This is a genomic window from Streptomyces canus (assembly GCF_030816965.1).
In the GTDB taxonomy this organism is placed as follows: domain Bacteria; phylum Actinomycetota; class Actinomycetes; order Streptomycetales; family Streptomycetaceae; genus Streptomyces; species Streptomyces canus_E.
The window spans coordinates 6,470,262-6,490,492 of record NZ_JAUSYQ010000002.1; the positions used below are offsets into that span (position 1 = coordinate 6,470,262).

A 20,231-nucleotide genomic window follows, 5' to 3' on the forward strand; every position below is an offset into this window, starting at 1 on the left:
CCGGCTCAGGAGCGCGCGGACTCGCCCGCCCGGGTCGCGTCGGCGCCCCAGCTCGCCAGCAGCCGCAGCGCCTCCGCCGACGGGGAGCCCGGTTCCGCGTGGTAGGTGATCAGGGCCTGCTCGGTGCCGTCGGACAGGGGGAACGACTCGAAGTTCAGGGTCAGTTCACCGACCAGCGGGTGGCGGAGCTGCTTGACGCCGAAGCTCTTCTCCTTGACGTCGTGAGTGGCCCACAGACGCCGGAACTCCTCACTCTTCACGGAGAGCTCGCCGACCAGGGCGGACAACCGCGGATCGTCGGGATGGCAGCCGGCGTCCATGCGCAGATAGCTGACCACGTCGCTGGCCTTCTGCTCCCACGGCACGAACAGGTCCTGGTACTCCGGCCGCAGGAAGATCATCCGGGCCCAGTTCCGCTCCTCCGCCGGGAGCTCCGACCAGTCCCCGAAGACCGCCGCCGCCATCCGGTTCCAGGCGACGATGTCCGACCGCCGCCCCGAGACGTACGCCGGGACGTCGATCGAGTCCAGCAGTTGCCGGATCGACCCACGCACCTGCTCGGTGCGCGCGGTGGTCTTCTTCTTGTGCTGTTTGGGCTTCGCCAGATGCGTGAGGTGCGCGCGCTCGGCGTCGGTCAGCCGGAGCGCGCGGGCGATGGCGTCCAGGACCTCCGCCGAGACGTTGCGCCCGTTGCCCTGCTCCAGGCGCGTGTAGTACGCCACCGAGACGCCCGCCAGCTGCGACAGTTCCTCGCGGCGCAGCCCCGGTACCCTGCGGTGCCGCCCGAAGTCCGGCAGCCCCACGTCCTCCGGCTTCAGCCGGGCCCGCCGGGTGCGCAGAAACTCGCTGAGCTCGGCGCGCCGGTCCAGTGAGCGGCCTCCGGGCAGATCCTCGGCCATGTCGTCCATACGTCAAGTATTCACGGTCGTACGCCCACCATCCTGTCCCCGCCAGTAGTAGGCACAGCGAACGTACGCAAAGCTGTGGCCTGGGTGGGTGTCGATTCCTGGGGCAGGCTGTGAAGCGTGCCCGGACGGATGGACAAGACAGAAGGCAGCCGGGCACGCACTCTCCCGAGGAGAACCACCCTCATGACCACTGTTGCCGCATACGCCGCCCCCGCCGCGAAGGCTCCCCTGGAGCGCACCACCATCGAGCGCCGGGCGGTCCGCGAGAACGACGTCCTGATCGACATCAAGTTCGCCGGCATCTGCCACTCGGACATCCACCAGGCCCGCGAGGGCTGGGGCGAGGCCATCTTCCCGATGGTCCCGGGCCACGAGATCGCGGGCATCGTCTCCGAGGTCGGCCCCGGCGTCACCAAGTACAAGGTCGGCGACCGGGTGGGCGTCGGCTGTCTCGTCGACTCCTGCCGTGAGTGCGACAACTGCAAGGCCGGCCTGGAGCAGCACTGCACCGGCGGCAACGTCGGCACGTACAACTCCGTCGGCAAGGACGGCGAGCCCACCTACGGCGGCTACTCCGAGAAGGTCGTCGTCGACGAGAACTTCGTCGTCCGCATCCCCGAGGGCCTGGCTCTCGACGAGGCCGCGCCGCTGCTGTGCGCCGGCATCACCACGTACTCCCCGCTCAAGCGCTGGGGCGCCGCCCCCGGCAAGAAGGTCGCGGTGATCGGTCTGGGCGGTCTCGGCCACATGGGCGTCAAGATCGCGCACGCGCTGGGCGCCGAGGTGACCGTCCTCTCCCAGTCCCTGCGCAAGAAGGACGACGGCCTGAAGCTGGGCGCCGACCACTACTACGCGACCAGCGACGAGGACACCTTCAAGGACCTGGCCGGCTCCTTCGACCTGATCCTCTCCACGGTCTCGGCCCCGCTGGACTTCGGCGCCTACCTCGGCCTGCTCAGGGCCGGCGGCGCCCTGGTGAACGTCGGCGCCCCCGAGGAGCCGATCTCCCTGAACCTCTTCTCCCTCATCGGCGGCAGCAAGACCCTCGCCGGTTCGGCGATCGGCGGCATCGCCGAGACCCAGGAGATGCTGGACTTCTGCGCCGAGCACGGCATCGGCTCCGAGATCGAGCTGATCGCCGCGTCGGAGATCAACGAGGCGTACGAGCGGGTCGTCAACAGCGATGTGCGCTACCGGTTCGTGATCGACACGGCGACGATCTGACGCGCCTGGTGTGAACGAAGGGCCCCGGTTCGATGCCGGGGCCCTTTGGCGTATGGCTGGTTCTGGTGGTTCCGGTGGTTCCGGTGGGTGGGTCTTGGGCGTACGGGTCGCTGCCGGGCGAGGTGCTTTGGTGTGCGGCTCGCTGCCGGGAGAGACCCTTCAGTGCGCGGCTCGTTCCTGCGGGAGCTCCTTCAGCGCACGGCCGTTCGTCGACCCAGCAGCCACAGCAGATACGGTCCGCCGACCAGCGAGGTCAGGGCCCCGACCGGGATCTCCAGTGGGGGCAGCAGTGTCCTCGCGGTGAGATCGGCGGCCACCAGGACGACGGCACCCGTCAGCGCCGAGCACAGCAGCGGCAGCTGGGGCGTCCGGGTCAGCCGCCTGGCCAGCTGCGGCGAGGTCAGCGCGACGAACCCGATCGGCCCCGCGGCACCGGTCGCGGTGGCGGCGAGCACCACCCCGAGCACGGTCAGCCCGAGCCGCACCCGGTCCACCCGCACGCCCAGCGCGGCGGCGGTGTCCGCGTCGAGCCCGAGCGGCCGCGCGGCCCTGCTCGCCCATGCCAGCGCGGGCAGACACAGCAGGAGTACGACGCCGAGGGGCCCCGCCTGCTGCCGGCCCCGCCCGTTGAGACTCCCTGTCAGCCACAGCTTGACCTGCTCGGCGGCGTCGAGTTCGGAGTCGGTGAGATACAGCTGCACGACGGCGGACAGAGCGACCCCGATCCCCACACCGACGAGCACGAACCGACCGGTCTGCATACCGCGCCGCCAGGCGAGCACGTGGACGAGGGCGGCGGCGGCAAGTCCGCCCCCCACGGAGACGAGGGGCATGGCCCCGGGTGAGGAGACGACGCCGGTGGCAAGGGCGAGCACGGTCGCGGCAGCCGCCCCGTGCCCCACGCCGATCACGTCGGGGCTGGCCAGGGGATTGCGGGTGACGGTCTGCACGAGCGCTCCGGACAGCCCGAACGCCACCCCGACGAGAGCGCCGAGCACGATCCGGGGGACGCGGAGTTCGTTGACGACCAGGTCGTGGGCGCCGGATCCGGTGCGGAGGGTGCGCCAGACCTCGGTGGGGGAGATGTACGTCTGGCCGAGGGAGGCGGAGGCGGCCATGACGACGAGGAGGAGGGTGAGCAGAAGCAGGGCGACGAGGACGGACCGACGGTCGACGAGGAGCGACAACCGGGGACCGGGACGCAGGACGATGGTTCGACTGCGTGACCGGCCCCCACCGGCCCGCAGCCGCGGTACCACCTGGCGAGGCACCTCCGTGGGCACGGCAGCACGCCGAGTGCCGCTCATGAGACGGCCCCGCGACGCCGTACGAGAACCACCAGCACAGGCACCCCCACCAGCGCGGTCATGACACCCGCCGGCACCTCCGCGGGAGCCCGCACGACCCGCCCCACCACATCCGCCCCCACCAGCAACGCGGCACCGAGCAACGCCGACAGCGGCAGCACCGCCCGGTGCCCGCCCGACACGAGCCGCCTGGCCAGATGCGGCACCGCGAGCCCCACGAACGCGATCGGCCCCGCCGCGGCCACCGCCGCCGCGGTCAGCAGCGCCGCCCCCAGCGCCGCGGCCCCCCGCACCCACGAGACCCGATGCCCGAGCGCCCGAGCCGTCTCGTCGCCCAGCGCCAACGCGTCCAGCCCCCGCGCGCACCCCAGCACCAGCACAGCCCCGACGACGAGAAACGGAAGTATCCGTACGACCGTCCCCGCGTCACGTCCGCTCAACGCCCCCACCTGCCAGAACCGGAACTGGTCGAGGGTCGCAGAACTCGACGTCAGGACAACGGTCGTGCCCCCGGCGGTCATCGCCGACAACGCCGTCCCCGCGAGCGCCAGCTTCACCGGCGACGCCCCGCCCCGCCCCCGAGCCGCGATCCCGTACACGAGACAGGCCGCGAGGACGGCTCCGGCGAAGGCGTACCAGACATACCCGGAGAACCCGTTCGCGAGCCCGAGCCCGATGGCGACCACGACCCCCGCCGCGGCACCCTGACTCAGCCCGAGGATCCCGGGATCGGCGAGCGGATTGCGCGTCACGGCCTGCAGCGCGGCCCCCGCGACTCCCAGCGCCGCTCCCGCCGTCAGCCCGATCTCGGTCCGCGGCACCCGCAGCGACCGTACGACGAGCGCGTCCGGCGACCCGCCGCCGTGCAGCAGGGCGTCCACGACGGCGGACAGCGGCACCGCCCGGGTCCCGACCGCGAGGCTGAGCACCCCGGCGCAGGCCACCGCGAGGACGGCCACAGGCCAGGCGAGACGACGTATCACGCGACTACTTGCCGAGGGAGTCGGCGAGCTGGGAGATGACGAGCCGAGCGGCGGACGGCCCGGCGTTGAGGAACCAGGGGTCGTCGTCGACCTTCACGGCCTGCCCGGCCGTCACCGCCTTCATCGACTTCCACAGCGGCCCGGCCACGACGCTCCCGGCGTCCGTCTTGGACGCGTCCCCCTGCACGGAGTAGAAGATCCAGTCCCCGTCGGCGGTGTCGACGCTCTCCGCGCCGATGTCCTCCGAGATGGCGTTGAACTGCTGGGACTTGGGCCGGGAGAGCCCCATGTCGACGGCGATGGACCCGGTGAACGAGGACACGCCGAACATCCGGGTGCGGTCGGGAGTGAAGCGGACCATGGAGACGGCCGGGTCGCCCTCGATCCTCTGCCCCTTCGCGCGGGCGTCGGCGACGATGTCGTCCAGCAGCTTCCGCGCCGCCTCGCCCTTGCCGACCGCGTCGCCGACGAGCAGCAGGTCACGTTTCCAGTTGATGCCGTTGCCGGCGGTGATCACGGTGGGCGCGATCTTCGACAGCTTGGGGTAGAGGTCGCCGAGGGAGTCGTTGGCGAGGATGAGATCGGGCTTGGCGGCGGCGAGGGTCTCCAGGTTGGGGGCCTGCCGGGTGCCCGCGTCGGTCATGCCGGCGAGCTGCTTCTTGTACAGGGGAAAGGCGTCCGCGAGATAGCCGGGCACGAGCCCTGCGTTGTCGGCGCGGGTGGTGGCCGTGGGGATGACCCCCAGGGACAGCAGGTCGTCGAGCTGCCCGGTGCTGAGCACGGCGATCCTCTTCGGCTTGGCCCTGACCGTGGTCCTGCCCTCGAAGTGTGTGACCGTGCGCGGGAAGGTCCCGTCGGTGTCCTGGTCGGAGCCCATACCGTCGGCGAGGGCGCTCGGTGCGGTGGAGGGGCCTTCGGAGGCGCCCAGCACGGGATTGCGGTCACCGGCCGCCTTCTCGGTGGTCCCGTTCGTCTCCGACGAGGACGACGAGCAACCGGCGAGCAGCCCTCCGACGACGGTCGCGGCCACGACGGCCTTCACTGCTGCTGCGCGCACGGCTACTCCGCGGAGGTACGGGGCTGAGGTTTGCTAAGGAAAGGCTTACCTTAACCTGGCGCGGAGTAAGGTCTGAACGAGGGAGGTAGCGATGACCGTTCAGCTGAACCACACCATCGTCGCCGCACACGACAAGCACGCCTCGGCCCGCTTCCTGGCCGACATCCTGGGCCTGAGGGTGAGCCCGCAGTACGGTCCCTTCATCCCGGTCGAGATCCCCAACGGCGTGACCCTCGACTACATGGACACGAGCGACGAGATCACCCCCCAGCACTACGCGTTCCTCGTCACCGAGGACGACTTCGACACGATCTTCGCCCGGATCCAGGAGGCGGGGCTGACCTACTGGGCGGACCCCTTCCACCACCGCCCGGGCGAGATCAACCGCAACGACGGGGGCCGGGGTGCGTACTTCGACGATCCGAACGGCCATCGGCTGGAGATCCTGACGAGGCCGTACGCAGCGGGGGCTGACGTTCCCCGAGGGGCACGGGCGGGTCAGCGGGCCGTGGTTCAGCCCTTCGCCGCACCGGTCAGGAAGGCACTCAGGCTGTCGAGGAGCATGGTGCTGCCCTGCTCGGCCATGTCGCGTTCCTCCGCGGTGTCACAGGTCTGGCGGAGCACGATCCGCGTACGGCGGTCGTCCTGCTCTTCGAGTTCCATGGTCATGACCGCGGGCGCGGGCCTGCCGGGTACATCCATACCGACCACCAGTACGCGGTTCTCGTCGACTTCGAGATAGGAGCCGGTCAGCGGGAACTGTCCGCCGTCGGGTGTGACCATCGTGGCCTTCCACGCGCCGCCCGGCCGTACGTCCATCTCGACGGAGCCGGGAGCGGCGTAGGCCCACTGTGCGTACTGGTCGGCGGTGGTCCACGCCCGCCACACCCGCGCCGCCGCAGTGTCCAGCGTTCGGGTCAGCTCGTAGGAGAAGCCGTTGGCCCCGGTCGTCTGCTCGGTGCTCATGCTTCGTCGCCTCGTTTCGTGTCTCGCGGAACTGTCGCGCCTGTAGACGTCCGCGAGCACGAGGACTCATCGGTGTGCCGGCCTTTTCTGTCCGGTCTCGGGGTGCGCCCCGCGTCGGGGGCGCACCCGCGGTCTACCGGGTGCCGTTGCCGGCGAACGTCCACACGGCACGGCTGCCGGGGCCGACGGTGAGGGTCGAGTGGCCGATCTGCTCCACGTGCCGGTCCTTCACGGGGCGGTTGAGTGACATCTCGACCCGCTGCAACCCCGCTTCTTCGCGCGCGACGGCGTCGAACCTGATCGTGGTGCCGCCCCCCTCCGCGACGACGCCACCGCCCGGCACGTTCTTGACGGCGAACCCGCCGGCCCGCAACAGCGGCACGGTGTCGGCGAGGTCGCCCTCGGTGACCGCGAAGTGGACGTAGGTCACGTCGCGCATCAGATGGGTGCGGTAGTCGTCGGACAGGTAGCGCTCCCGGCCGACGTCACCGGGAAAAGCGGCGGGCTCGGTGTTGCTGCGAGGATCGGCGAAGTACTCCGGCCGGTACTCCATCGCCCAGGCGTTGAAGGCGTCGTACTCGGTGGTGGTGAGGAGTGCGTCGAACCACGGCACGGGCACACCGTCACCGAAGTCCCGGGTCTGGAGGAATTCGACGGGGTCGGCGACCCCCTCGCTCTTCAGTCGCTCGGTGACCGTCGCCAGGTCTCCGTCCCGTTCGGTCGACAGGCCCAGCCCGCCGGAGCCGAGGGTGCCGTCCGGGCCGGCGATGTCACCGACTCCGAACAGTTCCAGGTAGGTCTGCCGGCCCATCAGATAGCGGCCGGTCCAGGTCTGCCCGCCGGTTCCGGTCGTGGTGCGGACCTGGAAGTCGGCGAAGTCCCTCAGGTAGTCGGAGTGCTCGATGGCGTCGGCGGTCTCCCGGTCGAGGACCCCGTAGGAGTGGTTGTAGAACAACAGCTGCCGGTCGGACGTGGACCGGCTTCCCTCGGCCTGTGCCGTCCCCACAGCACCCCCGATCGCTCCGGCGAGGGCCACAGCGAGCACGACGATCATCCGTAATATCCGCTGAATCAGCATGCGGGCGATCGTAGGCCGGGACGGCCGCGGCTGCGGTTCTTTTTCAACGGGGTCGAAATGCTTGACACATGGCGTCCGCCGAGGTGCCGCATGGCGCCGCTGTCAGGCCGGGAGGTAACTCGGCCACCAGGGTGGGACGTTGCCCGGGCACAACGGGTCGGGGTAGGAGTCCGGCATGCCGAGCCACGTCACGAGGAACCAGGCGAACCACAGAGTGGAGACGAGCCCTGCGACCAGAGCGGTGTGGGGGTAACGCCTTCCGAGGGTGCTGTGCAGGATCATCCACGGAACCGACGTGGCCATCCATATGAGAGGCACGAGGAACAGCAAGGTCAAGCTGTTGGCTGCCGCGTTGACGCCGATGTCACAAGCAGCCCATGCCCTGCCGATCGCGGCGACGCACACCACCGCGGTGACCCCGCCGACGAGGACGCCCGAACCGGCTCCCATGATCACCCCCCCCATCCGGCAGTGGTCACGCAGGCTACCAACGCCCTGCCGAGGCACGCCGGGACCATGGCCTGCACCAAGTACGTCCAGGCACCGGTCGTCGAGGTCGGTCGGGTGGCCCGGAATCGTCCGGAACCCTCGTGCGTTGAGGAGGGTGGGCACAGAATGCCGGTGACGTGCGAGCAGAGTGGCCCGACTGACCGAGCCGACAGATATGGGAGGGCCGCAATGGCCACGCAGACACAGAGGGCCGTGTTGGCGGGTGGATGTTTCTGGGGCATGGAGGAACTGATCCGCCGGCTCCCGGGCGTCACAGCGACCAGGGTGGGATACACCGGTGGTGACGTGCCGAACGCGACGTACCGTAACCACGGCACGCACGCGGAGGCCATCGAGATCCTCTTCGACCCCGAGAAGACCGACTTCCGCACGCTCCTGGAGTTCTTCTTCCAGATCCACGACCCGAGCACCAAGAACCGCCAGGGCAACGACATCGGCCTCAGCTACCGCTCGGCGATCTACTACGTGGACGACGAGCAGAAGCGGATCGCCGAGGACACGATCGCGGACGTCGACGCCTCTGGTCTGTGGCCGGGCAAGGTCGTCACCGAGGTGGAGCCGGTGGGCCCCTTCTGGGAGGCCGAGCCCGAGCACCAGGACTACCTCCAGCGTTACCCGGACGGTTACACCTGCCACTTCCCGCGGCCGGGATGGCGGCTGCCCGCCCGCGCGGAGGGCTGACCGCGAGGCGGCCCGCAGACCTGATCCGCTGCCGAGAGATCCGTCACCGTGCCTCGCGGAGCCGAAGCAGATACCTCGCGGTCAGCGCGACGGCACGGTCGACGTCGTACGACAGCTCCACGAGGGCGCGTGCGGCTGTGGCTCCGGGGATGTCCGCCAGCGCCTGGGTCAGCCGGGCGCGGGCGGGCGTCTCGGCGGCGTCGTGGTCGAGGCGGTCGACGAGCCCGGTGGCGATCCGATCCGCGGTCGCGGTGTCGCCCGCCAGCATGCTCAGCGCGTCGGCCGCGTCGGTGTCGTTCGGCCCCGCCACGATCATGTCGATGAGCGCCGGGACGGCATCGGCCACGCCACGCGTCCCGAGCGCCAGCGCCGCCTGGCCGCGGACCACGGCATCGGGGTCCGCGAGAGCCTCACGCAGCCCGGCGGTCGACTCGTCCCCCGGCATCTCGGCGAGGGACCGAACGGCCCGTTCCCGTACCGCCGCCGACGGTGAGCCCAGGCCCTCCGCCAGCAGTGCCGCGCTGCCGTCGCCCGATCGTGCCAGCGCCCATCGAAGGGCCCCGGCGACGTTCGGATCCGTCTCCCTGAGGACCGCCTCGACCAGGGCCTCCACCGGCACGCGGACCTCGTCGACCGAGGACAGGGCCGCACGCTGACGGGCGGCGGCGCTCTTCGATCCCAGAGCCCGAAGCATCACGACGACCTGGAGTACGTCCGGCCAGTCGGCGGGTTCCGCGGCATCGATCCGGCGGAGCCGCGTGAGCAGCTCGGTCTCGGCCGCGATGCGTTCGCGCGTCTGACGGATGAGGTCGTCGACGAGCGCCGAGGGTGTGAAGCCGGGATCGTCGAGCGCGCGCCCGATCTCACGCAGCGACAGTCCCAGCGACCTCAGGCTCTCGATGTGGAAGATCCGCCGGATGTCGTCGCCGGAGTACTCCCGATAGCCGGAACCCGTACGACCCGAAGGGCGCAGCAGGCCGAGCGACTCGTAGTGCCTGAGCATGCGGGCACTGACCCCGGACCGTCGCGCCACCTCACCGATCAACACGCCCTATCGTCCCTCCTGGCCGTTCCCGCCGAGGGCCACTACGCGCTTCGCCTCCTCGATCGCGAACTCGAATCCGGCATCAGGGTCGCGCAGCAGCCGTTCCGTGGCGAGCGCGTGTGTGCGCACATGACGGTCAGGGGCCGTCGTCGCAGCCCGCAGAACCGGCAGCACGACCTCACCCAGCGAAACCAGCGCCCTGCTGAGGCTCAGCTGCGTCTCCCGCTCGCCACGGCCGAGCTGCGTCGCCAGCACGGCGGCCAACCCGGACTCCTCTCCCTCCGGCACCAGCACCACGGCGGTCCGCCAGGCACTGCGCGCCACCTCGTCGTCGCCGTCGGACAGCAGCGCCCTGGTGATCGCCGGCCACGCCCGCCGGTCCCCGATCTTGGACAGCGTGTGCAAGGCCTGGCTCCGCGCCTGCACACGCTCCGAGCCGACTTCGCGGAGCAGCGCGGGGAGCGTCACCGACACCGGATGGCGGGTGAGGGCCCAGGTGAGCATGTCCCGGACGAAGAACTCGGGCTCGACCGCGCACCGCTCGACGAGCTTGTCGACGAACCGCGGATCCGGCGCCGTACCGACCGCCAGGGCCGCCCGCAGCCGCACGGACGAACGACCGTCCCCCAGACCCTGGAGCGCTCGCACCACCCCCGCGTCCTGTTCCTGATCCTTCCCCTGTCCCTGTCCCTGTCCCTGTTCCGTCATGGTCACCGAGACCACCTCCTGAGCAGGCAGTGAAGGGCTTGTCACGGTGTCAAGGTCAAGCGCACCGAACGCGAATCACGGACGCGGCGGGCGCCTCCACTGGGTCACGTCGCTGCTCGTCGCCACGGCGAGGGTGCGGCCGGAAGGGGAGAAGCCGACGGCCGGAGCTCGGCGTAGTCGCCAGGAGCCCGGCCGGAACACCCCACCACTGGCCCAGCCCACCAAGTCCCTTTGCCCTTGCCCCAGGCGCCACCTTGTAATGGCCTGACGGCTGCGCAAGAAGGTGCTCCGGTGAGGGCGTGATGCCCGTCGGGCACGACGCTCTTCCGTTGGTCTCGAACGGGTACGTGGCTTGACCCCCGTCCCGGAGAGTCTGCGCTGCCGTGTGACCCGTCGGCGCGCTCGACTGCCGGTTGAGTCAGTTCGTCATCCCAGGAGGTGGGCAAGCAACTCGTCTCCAGCGGGATAAGGGCGTTCCTGGGGCAGCAGCCGCGTGGCGGCGGTCACGTCATCTCCGCTGACGAGGGCACGGATCTCGTGGGCGAGCGGGGTCACGTCGCGGACGGCGACCGTCCACTCGTCCGCGTAGTGTCGTACAGCTGCACCGGAGAGTCCCAGCTGCAAGGACCGATACCGCAGGGCTGGAGGCGAAGGTCCCGCTCCGGGTCCCACTGCACGCGAGAGGGCGACCGCTTCAACTGACGCTGCCAGGTGGTTCGGTCGGGGTGTACTCCGCGGACGTAGCTCGACAGACATGCGTGGCGCAGCGCCCACTCGAAGCCGTCGCGGGTGATCTCGACAGCAAGGACGGTCTCTTGCCCGGCCTTCGCGCCCCAGCCGCAGCGGTACATCATCCACAGGAACGACGGCTTGATCCACGTCATTCTGTCCCGCTTCCACGCGGAGGGAAAACGGCCGTCGCGGACGGCGGGCAGCCCGATTTCCGGGGAGTATGCCTGGTAGACGGTGATCGTGGATTCCGAGTAGGCCGCACGGATCCTGCGTTGCGGTTCTTCCATGGCGTACAGCGTGGGGTCGGTCGGTTTAGTCGGCCACTGATTTTCGACTCTCGTTGGCCGCGACGGAGAGGGCCGGCAGCGGCGCCGTGTGGGCAGGAAGCCCCCGAGATCGTCCCGAACGGGTCACCTGGCTTGACCCCCGTCCCGCTAGATCCCGCAGTAACCCGCCGACTACTTGTCGAGGTACTGCTGGTGCGTGCGCTTGGTTGTTCATCGCTCGATGAAACGGGGGTCCGGCCACGTCGAGATCGGTTCGTCGGAGACCGAGTAGATCTCCAGGAGCGACAGGTAACCGTCCTCGGAGCAGACCATGACACCGGCCCAGTGCGGGTCGGTGTAACCGGCGTCCACAGCCGGATTGTCGTGCGGCGGCGCGGGAGCGACCGCTGTACGGTCCACCTCCAGATCGACCGTTGCGCAGCCGCAGCCGCATCGGCCCGAGACGCGCGTGTGGGGAACCTGGGCCAGCAGGGCGCCGCTCACCGGATCCGGGCCGGCCAGCAGTGCGCGCAGGGTCGCCGTGACCTCCGGCGACAGTGGCTCAGCCATCAGCCTTGGCCACGCCGATCGGACACGAGACACCGGTCCCGCCCACCCCGCAGTAGCCCGCCGGGTTCTTGTCGAGGTACTGCTGGTGGTATCCCTCCGCCGGATAGAAGGTCCGGCCCTTCGCGGGGAGGATCTCCGTGGAGATCGTGCCGTGGCCCGAGGACGTGAGGACCTGCTGGTAGGCGGCTCGGGAGGCCTCGGCCACGGCTGCCTGGTCGGGAGTGTGGGTGTAGATCGCCGAGCGGTACTGGGTGCCGACGTCGTTGCCCTGGCGGAAACCCTGCGTCGGGTCGTGGGCCTCCCAGAAGGTCTTCAGAAGGCGCTCGTAGGAGATGAGGGCGGGATCGAAGACCACGCGGACCGCCTCCGTGTGGCCGGTGAGACCCGAGCAGATCTCCTCGTACGTGGGGTTCTCGGTGTGGCCGCCCTGGTAGCCGACCAGGGTCGTCCACACTCCCGCCGGGAGCTGCCAGAACGTGCGCTCGGCGCCCCAGAAGCAGCCCAGGCCGAAGTCGGCGATCCGGTAGCCCTCGGGGTAGGGGCCGAGCAGCGGGGTGCCGAGGACGGTGTGGCGGTCGGGGACCGTGAAGATCGGCTCGGGGCGGCCGGTCAGCGCCTGTTCGGCGGTGGGCAGGACGGGCGTACGGCCGAACAGCATGAGGTGGGCTCCTTTGTCCGTGCGCGTCGCACAGTGATGCGGGTCGGCACCGAGAACGTTTCCGTGCGGGGCCGCATTCCGACAAGCCCGGCGTCGACGTGAGCCCGGCGCCTGAGCCCGCCGTCAGTCCGAAGGTGCCGCGCCCGCCGGATCACCCGGGTACCGCCACGGCGGTGCGGTCACTGCGCCAGCGTCGCCGGACTCCCGCCGTTCGCCTCGTACCCCGCCACCGCCAGTGCCCGGTATATCGCGAACTCCGCGGCAGGATCGGCGGACAGCGTCCAGGGCAGGGCACCGACGTGGCCGTCGATGTGTACGAGCTGGCTCATCGCCTCCGCCCAGCGCTCGCCGCGCACGAGGAAGAAGACCAGCAGATGGCGGACGTGGGCCAGCATCGGATCGTCGGCGCGGGCCGAGTGGACCGCGTGCAGCGCGCCGTGGATCGCCTTGGTCACGACCTCGCTCCGGTAGAAGCCGCTGACCAGGTTCACCTCGGGCAGGTGCTCGAAGACCGCGAACAGAGGCATGGCGGCGAGGAGGGAGCCGCGCGGGGCCCGGGCGGCGGCCGCCTCCGCGAAGCTGTACGCCAGCTCCCGCGAGCCGTGCCACTTCTCGCACCAGTAGTGCAGCGCGGCCAGGTGCGCCCCCATGTGGGTCGGCGCGCGGTCCAGGATCTTCAGCCACAGCTGCTCGAACTCCGCCTGCGAATAGGCCAGTCCGCGCGCCACTGAGAGCTCGATGATGTACGGGACCGGATCGCCGGGGGCCAGCAGCGCCGCCTCGCCGCAGGCCACCTTCGCCTCCTCCATGATGATCCGGAACTCGTCCGTGCCCGGCGTCGAGGTCCGCCACGCCTGGTGGACCAGGAACTCCGCGTGCACGGCCGCGCCGCCTGCGTCCTTGGGCTGCTCGGCCCGCCACACCCGCAGCCACTGCCCGCCCGGTGCCTCGCTGACCCCGCCCGGACGCTGCTGCAGCTCCAGCGAGGCGGCTCCTGCGAAGGCCTGCACGCGCTGCCAGCGCAGCTCACCCTCCCGCTCGGTGCCGACGAGGAGTTGGGAGGCCGCCTTGTAGTCCTGTGTGCGCTGCACCAGGTCCAGGACGTCCAGCAGATCCTGGTCGGGGCCGGGCATACGGATGTCCAGCTCCTCCTGCCGTACGAAGCCGTAGTCCTCCGGGTCCGCGGCGTCCGGGTGGCCCGCCGGGACCTGTTCGATACCGCCTCGCCTGCGCCGCAGGAACGGAAGCAGCACGAAGCCCAGCATGACCGCCGCCATCAGGACCCAGAGAATCTCCATGCCTCAAGAGTTCCAGACGCCGCCGACAATTGCCCAACCCGGTCGGCGCCCTGTGGAAAACTCCCGGCCCGGTCCGAATGTCCTGGGGAAAACTCCCCCGGCCGGCCCGAACGCCTGGGGAAAACCCTGCCGTACGGCCGTGCGGAGCCCGTCGTCCGTCATCGGTCCCCCGGGCGGACTACCCTCGGAGCCCATGAGCGACAGGCACATCAGTCAGCACTTCGAGACCCTCGCGATCCACGCGGGCAACACCGCGGACCCCGTCACCGGAGCGGTGGTCCCGCCGATCTACCAGGTCTCGACCTACAAGCAGGACGGCGTGGGCGGTCTGCGCGGCGGTTACGAGTACAGCCGCAGCGCCAACCCGACCCGCACCGCCCTGGAGGAGAACCTCGCCGCCCTCGAAGGCGGCCGCCGGGGCCTCGCGTTCGCGTCCGGACTGGCGGCCGAGGACTGCCTGCTGCGTACGCTGCTCAGCCCCGGTGACCACGTGGTCATCCCCAATGACGCGTACGGCGGCACGTTCCGCCTCTTCGCGAAGGTCGTCGCCCGATGGGGCGTCGAGTGGTCGGTCGCCGACACCAGCGACCCGGCCGCCGTACGGGCCGCGATCACCCCCAAGACCAAGGCCGTGTGGGTGGAGACCCCCTCCAACCCGCTGCTCGGCATCACCGACATCGCCGCCGTCGCCCAGGTCTCCCGGGACGCGGGCGCGAAGCTCGTCGTCGACAACACCTTCGCGACGCCCTACCTCCAGCAGCCGCTGGCGCTCGGCGCCGATGTCGTCGTGCACTCCCTGACCAAGTACATGGGCGGCCACTCCGACGTCGTGGGCGGCGCCCTGGTCACCGCCGACGAGGCACTCGGCGAGGAACTGGCGTACCACCAGAACGCGATGGGCGCCGTCGCCGGGCCCTTTGACTCCTGGCTGGTGCTGCGCGGCGCCAAGACGCTGTCGGTGCGCATGGACCGGCACAGTGAGAACGCCACGAAGGTGGCCGACATGCTGACCCGTCACGCGCGCGTGACGCAGGTGCTCTACCCGGGCCTGGAGGAGCACCCCGGGCACGAGGTCGCGGCCAAGCAGATGCGGTCCTTCGGCGGCATGGTCTCCTTCCGGGTGGAGGGCGGCGAGGAGGCGGCCGTCGAGGTCTGCAACCGCGCCAGGATCTTCACGCTGGGGGAGTCCCTGGGGGGCGTCGAGTCGCTGATCGAGCACCCCGGCCGCATGACGCACGCGTCCGTGGCGGGCTCGGCGCTCGAGGTCCCCGCCGACCTCGTTCGCCTGTCCGTGGGCATCGAGAACGTCGACGACCTGCTGGAGGACCTGCAGCAGGCGCTCGCCAAGTAGGCCGGTCCTGGCTCACCAGCCCCTCATCGGTGGAGTCGTCGTGGACGGCGGCTCCACCCACGGGCGCGCGGTCAGCGCCCACACCACGAACGCCACACTCGCGGCGAACAACAGCAGCCACATGATCCGGCGCGCCGCTGTCCTGCGCCGGAGCATGCGCGATCCACGCCGTACGACGTCCCCGTACAGATCCGCGGGCACCTGCGGCGCTCCCCGTTCCATGATCTGCCGCACGGCGGCCTCACGCTGGGTCCGGTTCACGTGCACCTCCCGCGACGACGCGGGTGTCTCACGGCACGGCCGCCCCTCCCGTCCCGCCTCCTCATGACGCCACCACCTTCGCCTTCACCACCGCCGGTGCGGGCCCGCGCGGTGGGTGCAGCAGCGTGGCCGTCGCCCGGTCGCAGATCGTGCGGACGCGTTCCGCCGGCAGGCCGAGCAGGGCCGCCGCCTGTTCCTCGGCCACGCCCTCGTACAGGCGCAGTACCAGGATCAGCCGCTCCTGGGGGGCGAGCCGGGACAACGGGCTGTCGGGGTGCGTGCGGCCGCGGAGCAGGACGCCGTGGCGGCGCCATGCTCCGTGTGCGAACCGCAGGGCGAGGTGCTGGCGGGCGCGGTCGTAGGGATCCTCACCGCGCAGCCGGTCCCAGCACGCGTACGTGTGCGCGAGCGCGAGCGTCAGCAGGCGTCGCGCGCGCGGGTTGTCGTCCGGCGCCTCCGCCGTCAGGAGCGTCGCGGCATGCAGGAGCCGCCCGGCCGCGCCCGCGACGAACGCCTCGAACTCCCGGGCCCGACGTGTGCCCTGGACCACCTGCCGTTGCCGCACCGCACCTCCCCGCCTGCGGATGGCCGTACGACGGCTTCGTACGACCACGAGGACCCGGTCTCAGAGGACCCGGTCTCATATGAGGCCCGGCACGGCCGTCCGGTCAAGAGGCGGGGCGGTACACGCGTGTGCGCGTGCCTACGAGGACTGTGCCTCCGGTCCCGGGACCCCCTGGACCGCCATCCGGGAGGAGAGGGCGGTGTTGAAGCGCGTGAGGAGCGTGCAGAACGCCTCGCGCTCCTCCGGCGCCCAGTCGTGTGTCAGCTCAGCCATCAACTGACGTCGTGAGGAGCGCACTTCCTCCAGCCGGGACTGCCCGCGCGGGGACAGCTGGAGCACCACCGCGCGTCCGTCCTCGGGGTGCGAGGTGCGCTTGACCAGCCCGGTGTCGACGAGCGGCGCCACCTGCCGGGTGACCGTGGACGAGTCGATCCCCATGCTCGCCGCGAGCGCCTTGACGCCCATCGGGCCTTCCTTGTCGAGCCGGTTCAGCAGCAGGTACGCGGCGCGGTCCATGGAGTTGCGCACCTGCCCCACCCCGCCGAGCCGGGTCTGTTCGGCACGACGGGCGAAGACCGCCACCTCGTGCTGCAGGGTGTCGAGGAGACCGGTGTCACCGACGGTCGTCATGTCCATCGACATTTCAGGTGTTGTGGGCATGGCCGGGGGCTCACTTCATGAAGGGCTGCTGGGTTGGGGGACAGGGTACGCGGCCCGGAGGCAGGCCGTACCAGCGCTGACTAAACCCGTCTCGGACGTTGGTCACAGCGCGGGTACGCACGTGTGAACTGCGAGACTTGAGTCATGAACTACCGCAAGGCCCGCCCCGTGCCGCCGGTGACGCTCGACGACGTGCGCGGCGCGCAGAAGATGCTGTCGGGCGTGTCGCGGACGACCGCGATGGAGGGCAGCCGCCACCTGACCCAGCTGGTGGGCGCGCCGGTGCACTTCAAGTGCGAGAACCTCCAGCGGACGGGGTCGTTCAAACTCCGCGGCGCCTACGTCCGGATCGCCGGACTGCTGCCCGAGGAGCGGGCCGCGGGTGTCGTGGCCGCGAGCGCCGGAAACCACGCGCAGGGCGTCGCGCTGGCGTCCACGCTGCTCGGCGTGCGCTCCACGGTGTTCATGCCGAAGGGCGCCCCGCTGCCCAAGATCAGCGCCACCAGGCACTACGGCGCCGAGGTGCGCCTGCACGGCCAGGTGGTCGACGAGACGCTGGCCGCCGCACAGGAGTACGCGGCCGAGACGGGCGCGGTGTTCATCCATCCCTTCGACCACCCCGACGTCATCGCGGGCCAGGGCACGGTCGGACTCGAGATCCTGGAGCAGTGCCCCGAGGTGCGCACGGTCGTCCTCGGGATCGGCGGCGGCGGACTCGCGGCCGGTGTCGCGATCGCCGTGAAGGCCCTGCGGCCGGATGTGCGGATCGTGGGTGTGCAGGCGGCGGGCGCGGCGGCGTATCCGCCCTCGCTGGCGGCCGGGCACCCGGTGTCGATCGAGAACCCGGCCACGATGGCCGACGGCATGAAGGTCGGGCGGCCGGGGGACGTGCCGTTCGGGATCGTGGACGAACTCGTCGACGAGGTCCGCACGGTGACGGAGGACGAGCTGTCCGCCGCGCTGCTGCTGTGCCTGGAGCGGGCCAAGCTGGTCGTCGAGCCGGCCGGGGCGAGCCCGGTCGCGGCGCTGCTGAGCGACCCGGGCGCCTTCGAGGGGCCGGTCGTCGCCGTGCTGTCCGGCGGCAACGTCGACCCGGTCCTGCTGCAACGGGTGCTGCGGCACGGCATGGCCGCCCAGGGCCGCTATCTGGCCGTCCGGCTCCGGCTCACGGACCGGCCCGGTGCCCTCGCGACGCTTCTCGGGGTGTTGTCAGTGGTCGACGCTAATGTCCTCGACGTGAGCCACGTCCGGACCGATCCACGGCTCGGGCTCGCGGAGGCGGAGGTCGAGCTGCACCTGGAGACGAAGGGGCCGGAGCACTGCGCCGAGGTCGGCCGGGCCCTCCGCGAGGCGGGCTACACGGTCATCGACTGAGGCCAGGACCCCCTTCAGGACGTAGAAGTCACTCTTTCGAGCAAGTCCATTGAGAGACGCGATACATCGCGTTATGGTGTGTCTCGTGCCGCCGCTCACGCCGCCCGCGGAAGAAAAATGGCGGGTGGCAAATGGCGTACAAACCTAGGCTTTCCCAAGAATCCCCGACGACGTGGAGACTCATATGCCAGGCGCCATCTATGCCGAAGGCCTGGTCAAGACCTTCGGTGACGTAAGGGCTCTGGACGGCGTCGACCTCGATGTCCCGGAGGGCACCGTCCTGGGCCTCCTCGGACCGAACGGCGCGGGCAAGACGACGGCCGTCCGCTGCCTGACGACCCTCCTGAAGCCGGACAGCGGCTCGGCGGTCGTCGCGGGCGTCGACGTCCTCAAGCACCCCGACGCCGTGCGCCGCTCCATCGGCCTCTCCGGCCAGTTCGCGGCTGTCGACGAATACCTCACCGGCCGCGAGAACCTGCAGATGGTCGGCCAGCTCTACCAGATGAAGGCGAAGCAGGCGAAGGTCCGCGCGACCGAGCTGCTGGAGCAGTTCGACCTCGCCGACGCGGCCGACCGCCCCACCAAGACCTACTCCGGCGGCATGCGCCGCCGCCTCGACCTCGCGGCCGCCCTGGTGGTCTCACCGCCCGTGATGTTCATGGACGAACCGACGACCGGCCTCGACCCACGCAACCGCCAACTGCTGTGGGAAGTCATCAAACAGCTGGTCACCGCGGGCACCACCCTGCTGCTGACCACCCAGTACCTCGAGGAGGCCGACCACCTCGCCCACGACATCGCCGTCGTCGACCACGGCCATGTCATCGCCACGGGCACCTCCGACCAGCTCAAGGCCCGCACCGGCGGCGAGCGCGTCGAGGTCGTCGTGCATGAACGTGAGCACATCCAGGCCGCCTCCGAGGTCCTGCGCGGCTTCGGCAAGGGCGACACCACGGTCGAGGACCACATGCGCAAGCTCACCGTGCCCGTCACCGGCGGCGCCAAGCTGCTCGCCGAGGTCATCCGCGAACTCGACACTCGCGGCATCGAGATAGACGACATCGGCCTGCGCCGCCCCACCCTCGACGACGTCTTCCTGTCACTGACGGGACATGCGGCCGAGGTCAAGGACGAGGACAACGACAAGAAGGAGGACGCCAAGTGAGCGCCGTCACCGACGCTGCGCGGGTCGCTGCCCCCGGCAACCCCCTCAGCCAGTCCGCCCGGGACTCGCTGGTCATCGCCAAGCGCAACCTGATCCGGATGTCCAGGATCCCGGAGATGGTCATCTTCGGCCTCATCCAGCCGATCATGTTCGTGGTGCTGTTCAGCTACGTCTTCGGCGGCTCCATGAACATCGGCGGCACCACGGACTCCTCCGTCTACCGTGAGTTCCTGATGGCCGGGATCTTCGCGCAGACCGTCACCTTCGCCACTGCGGGCGCCGGCGCGGGGATCGCCGACGACATGCACAAGGGGCTCATCGACCGCTTCCGCTCACTGCCCATGGCCCGCGGCGCGGTGCTCACCGGACGGACGCTCGCCGACCTGGTGCAGACAGCGCTGACCCTGTTCGTGCTGGCCATGGTCGCCCTGCTGGTCGGCTGGCGCACCCACACCAACCTCGGCGAGGTCCTCGGCGCCTTCGGTCTGCTGCTCCTGCTCGGGTACGCGTTCACCTGGGTCGGCGCCCTGATCGGCCTGTCTGTGCGCACGCCTGAAGCGGCCACCTCGGGAGGGCTGATCTGGCTCTTCCCGGTGACGTTCATCTCGAACGCGTTCGTGGACTCCAGCCGCATGACCCCGTGGCTGCGGCACGTCGCCGACTGGAACCCGTTCAGCGCCACGGTCCAGGCCTGCCGCAAGCTGTTCGGCAACCCGGGTGTGTCCCCCTCCGACGCCTGGCCCATGCAGCACCCGGTCTGGGCCTCGCTGATCTACTCGATCCTGATCATCGTCATATTCAGGACCCTGGCGGTCCGCAAGTACCGCTCCGCCACCGCATGACAGAGCCCCCGGCGCCGCGAGG

General features: G+C 70.4%; 21 protein-coding genes and 2 pseudogenes. 7 read left to right on the forward strand and 16 right to left on the reverse strand.

Annotated features, from left to right (window positions below; genetic code table 11):
- Positions 1-5: 5 nt before the first annotated feature.
- Positions 6-908, reverse strand: a complete 903-nt coding sequence (locus QF027_RS30840; protein WP_307078373.1) for a helix-turn-helix transcriptional regulator — start codon at positions 906-908, stop codon at positions 6-8.
- Positions 909-1,091: 183 nt separating this feature from the next.
- Between QF027_RS30840 and QF027_RS30845 the strand changes: the two genes are divergently transcribed.
- Complete coding sequence (locus tag QF027_RS30845) at positions 1,092-2,132, forward strand: NAD(P)-dependent alcohol dehydrogenase (protein ID WP_306977024.1); 1,041 nt, start codon at positions 1,092-1,094, stop codon at positions 2,130-2,132.
- A gap of 191 nt (positions 2,133-2,323) precedes the next feature.
- Here QF027_RS30845 and QF027_RS30850 read toward each other — a convergent pair whose 3' ends face one another.
- The 3 genes from QF027_RS30850 to QF027_RS30860 are packed head-to-tail and all read right to left on the reverse strand — an operon-like array spanning position 2,324 to position 5,479.
- The gene (locus QF027_RS30850; RefSeq protein ID WP_444876109.1) at positions 2,324-3,415 is read right to left on the reverse strand and encodes a FecCD family ABC transporter permease; all 1,092 of its coding nucleotides are present in this window, start codon (positions 3,413-3,415) and stop codon (positions 2,324-2,326) included.
- 20 nt (positions 3,416-3,435) lie between these two features.
- On the reverse strand, positions 3,436-4,422 hold the full coding sequence (locus QF027_RS30855; RefSeq protein WP_307078375.1) for a FecCD family ABC transporter permease: 987 nt from the start codon (positions 4,420-4,422) through the stop codon (positions 3,436-3,438).
- Positions 4,423-4,426: 4 nt separating this feature from the next.
- Positions 4,427-5,479, reverse strand: coding sequence for an iron-siderophore ABC transporter substrate-binding protein (locus tag QF027_RS30860; RefSeq protein WP_307078377.1), 1,053 nt, complete (start codon positions 5,477-5,479; stop codon positions 4,427-4,429).
- A gap of 91 nt (positions 5,480-5,570) precedes the next feature.
- Here QF027_RS30860 and QF027_RS30865 point away from each other — a divergent pair.
- A pseudogene (locus QF027_RS30865) lies at positions 5,571-5,948 on the forward strand (VOC family protein); the annotation flags it as partial.
- A 44-nt stretch (positions 5,949-5,992) separates the two neighbouring features.
- Here the strand turns inward: QF027_RS30865 and QF027_RS30870 are convergent.
- The 3 genes from QF027_RS30870 to QF027_RS30880 all read right to left on the reverse strand — a co-directional run bounded on the left by QF027_RS30870 (position 5,993) and on the right by QF027_RS30880 (position 7,973).
- Positions 5,993-6,445 (reverse strand): SRPBCC family protein, encoded by a 453-nt coding sequence (locus tag QF027_RS30870; protein WP_307078379.1) that lies wholly within the window; start codon positions 6,443-6,445, stop codon positions 5,993-5,995.
- A 133-nt stretch (positions 6,446-6,578) separates the two neighbouring features.
- The gene (locus tag QF027_RS30875; RefSeq protein ID WP_307082551.1) at positions 6,579-7,499 is read right to left on the reverse strand and encodes a DUF5829 family protein; all 921 of its coding nucleotides are present in this window, start codon (positions 7,497-7,499) and stop codon (positions 6,579-6,581) included.
- A gap of 126 nt (positions 7,500-7,625) precedes the next feature.
- Positions 7,626-7,973 (reverse strand): hypothetical protein, encoded by a 348-nt coding sequence (locus tag QF027_RS30880; protein ID WP_307078381.1) that lies wholly within the window; start codon positions 7,971-7,973, stop codon positions 7,626-7,628.
- Between the two features lie 228 nt (positions 7,974-8,201).
- Here QF027_RS30880 and msrA (QF027_RS30885) point away from each other — a divergent pair, with 228 nt between their 5' ends.
- Complete coding sequence (msrA, locus tag QF027_RS30885) at positions 8,202-8,714, forward strand: peptide-methionine (S)-S-oxide reductase MsrA (protein ID WP_057607654.1); 513 nt, start codon at positions 8,202-8,204, stop codon at positions 8,712-8,714.
- 43 nt (positions 8,715-8,757) lie between these two features.
- Here msrA (QF027_RS30885) and QF027_RS30890 read toward each other — a convergent pair whose 3' ends face one another.
- The 6 genes and pseudogenes from QF027_RS30890 to QF027_RS30915 all read right to left on the reverse strand — a co-directional run bounded on the left by QF027_RS30890 (position 8,758) and on the right by QF027_RS30915 (position 13,991).
- Entirely contained in the window at positions 8,758-9,762 is a 1,005-nt protein-coding gene (locus tag QF027_RS30890; protein WP_307078384.1) for a MerR family transcriptional regulator, read from the reverse strand.
- A 3-nt stretch (positions 9,763-9,765) separates the two neighbouring features.
- The gene (locus tag QF027_RS30895) at positions 9,766-10,467 is read right to left on the reverse strand and encodes a HEAT repeat domain-containing protein (protein WP_307082554.1); all 702 of its coding nucleotides are present in this window, start codon (positions 10,465-10,467) and stop codon (positions 9,766-9,768) included.
- 426 nt (positions 10,468-10,893) lie between these two features.
- Positions 10,894-11,486 (reverse strand): annotated as a pseudogene (locus QF027_RS30900) (DUF4291 domain-containing protein).
- Between the two features lie 210 nt (positions 11,487-11,696).
- Positions 11,697-12,035, reverse strand: a complete 339-nt coding sequence (locus QF027_RS30905; protein WP_307078387.1) for a hypothetical protein — start codon at positions 12,033-12,035, stop codon at positions 11,697-11,699.
- A complete protein-coding gene (gene msrA / locus QF027_RS30910) occupies positions 12,028-12,693 on the reverse strand; it encodes a peptide-methionine (S)-S-oxide reductase MsrA (protein ID WP_307078389.1) in 666 nt (221 codons plus the stop codon). The genes QF027_RS30905 and msrA (QF027_RS30910) overlap by 8 nt, the downstream gene beginning before the upstream one ends.
- A 179-nt stretch (positions 12,694-12,872) precedes the next feature.
- The gene (locus QF027_RS30915; RefSeq protein ID WP_307078392.1) at positions 12,873-13,991 is read right to left on the reverse strand and encodes a hypothetical protein; all 1,119 of its coding nucleotides are present in this window, start codon (positions 13,989-13,991) and stop codon (positions 12,873-12,875) included.
- A 193-nt stretch (positions 13,992-14,184) separates the two neighbouring features.
- Here QF027_RS30915 and QF027_RS30920 point away from each other — a divergent pair, with 193 nt between their 5' ends.
- Positions 14,185-15,342, forward strand: a complete 1,158-nt coding sequence (locus QF027_RS30920; protein ID WP_306976999.1) for a cystathionine gamma-synthase — start codon at positions 14,185-14,187, stop codon at positions 15,340-15,342.
- A gap of 12 nt (positions 15,343-15,354) precedes the next feature.
- On the opposite strand, the gene QF027_RS30925 is transcribed toward QF027_RS30920, so the two are convergent.
- The 3 genes from QF027_RS30925 to QF027_RS30935 all read right to left on the reverse strand — a co-directional run bounded on the left by QF027_RS30925 (position 15,355) and on the right by QF027_RS30935 (position 16,810).
- Positions 15,355-15,603, reverse strand: a complete 249-nt coding sequence (locus tag QF027_RS30925; protein ID WP_266560218.1) for a hypothetical protein — start codon at positions 15,601-15,603, stop codon at positions 15,355-15,357.
- 61 nt (positions 15,604-15,664) lie between these two features.
- The gene (locus QF027_RS30930; protein WP_306976996.1) at positions 15,665-16,168 is read right to left on the reverse strand and encodes a sigma factor-like helix-turn-helix DNA-binding protein; all 504 of its coding nucleotides are present in this window, start codon (positions 16,166-16,168) and stop codon (positions 15,665-15,667) included.
- Between the two features lie 138 nt (positions 16,169-16,306).
- Positions 16,307-16,810, reverse strand: a complete 504-nt coding sequence (locus QF027_RS30935; protein ID WP_020118471.1) for a MarR family winged helix-turn-helix transcriptional regulator — start codon at positions 16,808-16,810, stop codon at positions 16,307-16,309.
- 162 nt (positions 16,811-16,972) lie between these two features.
- Between QF027_RS30935 and ilvA the strand changes: the two genes are divergently transcribed.
- From ilvA to QF027_RS30950, 3 genes are all read left to right on the forward strand, one after another.
- The gene (gene ilvA, locus QF027_RS30940; RefSeq protein ID WP_306976995.1) at positions 16,973-18,202 is read left to right on the forward strand and encodes a threonine ammonia-lyase; all 1,230 of its coding nucleotides are present in this window, start codon (positions 16,973-16,975) and stop codon (positions 18,200-18,202) included.
- 184 nt (positions 18,203-18,386) lie between these two features.
- Entirely contained in the window at positions 18,387-19,367 is a 981-nt protein-coding gene (locus tag QF027_RS30945; RefSeq protein WP_306976993.1) for an ATP-binding cassette domain-containing protein, read from the forward strand.
- On the forward strand, positions 19,364-20,209 hold the full coding sequence (locus tag QF027_RS30950) for an ABC transporter permease (RefSeq protein ID WP_306976991.1): 846 nt from the start codon (positions 19,364-19,366) through the stop codon (positions 20,207-20,209). Before QF027_RS30945 ends, QF027_RS30950 begins: the two co-directional genes overlap by 4 nt.
- Positions 20,210-20,231 lie beyond the last annotated feature (22 nt).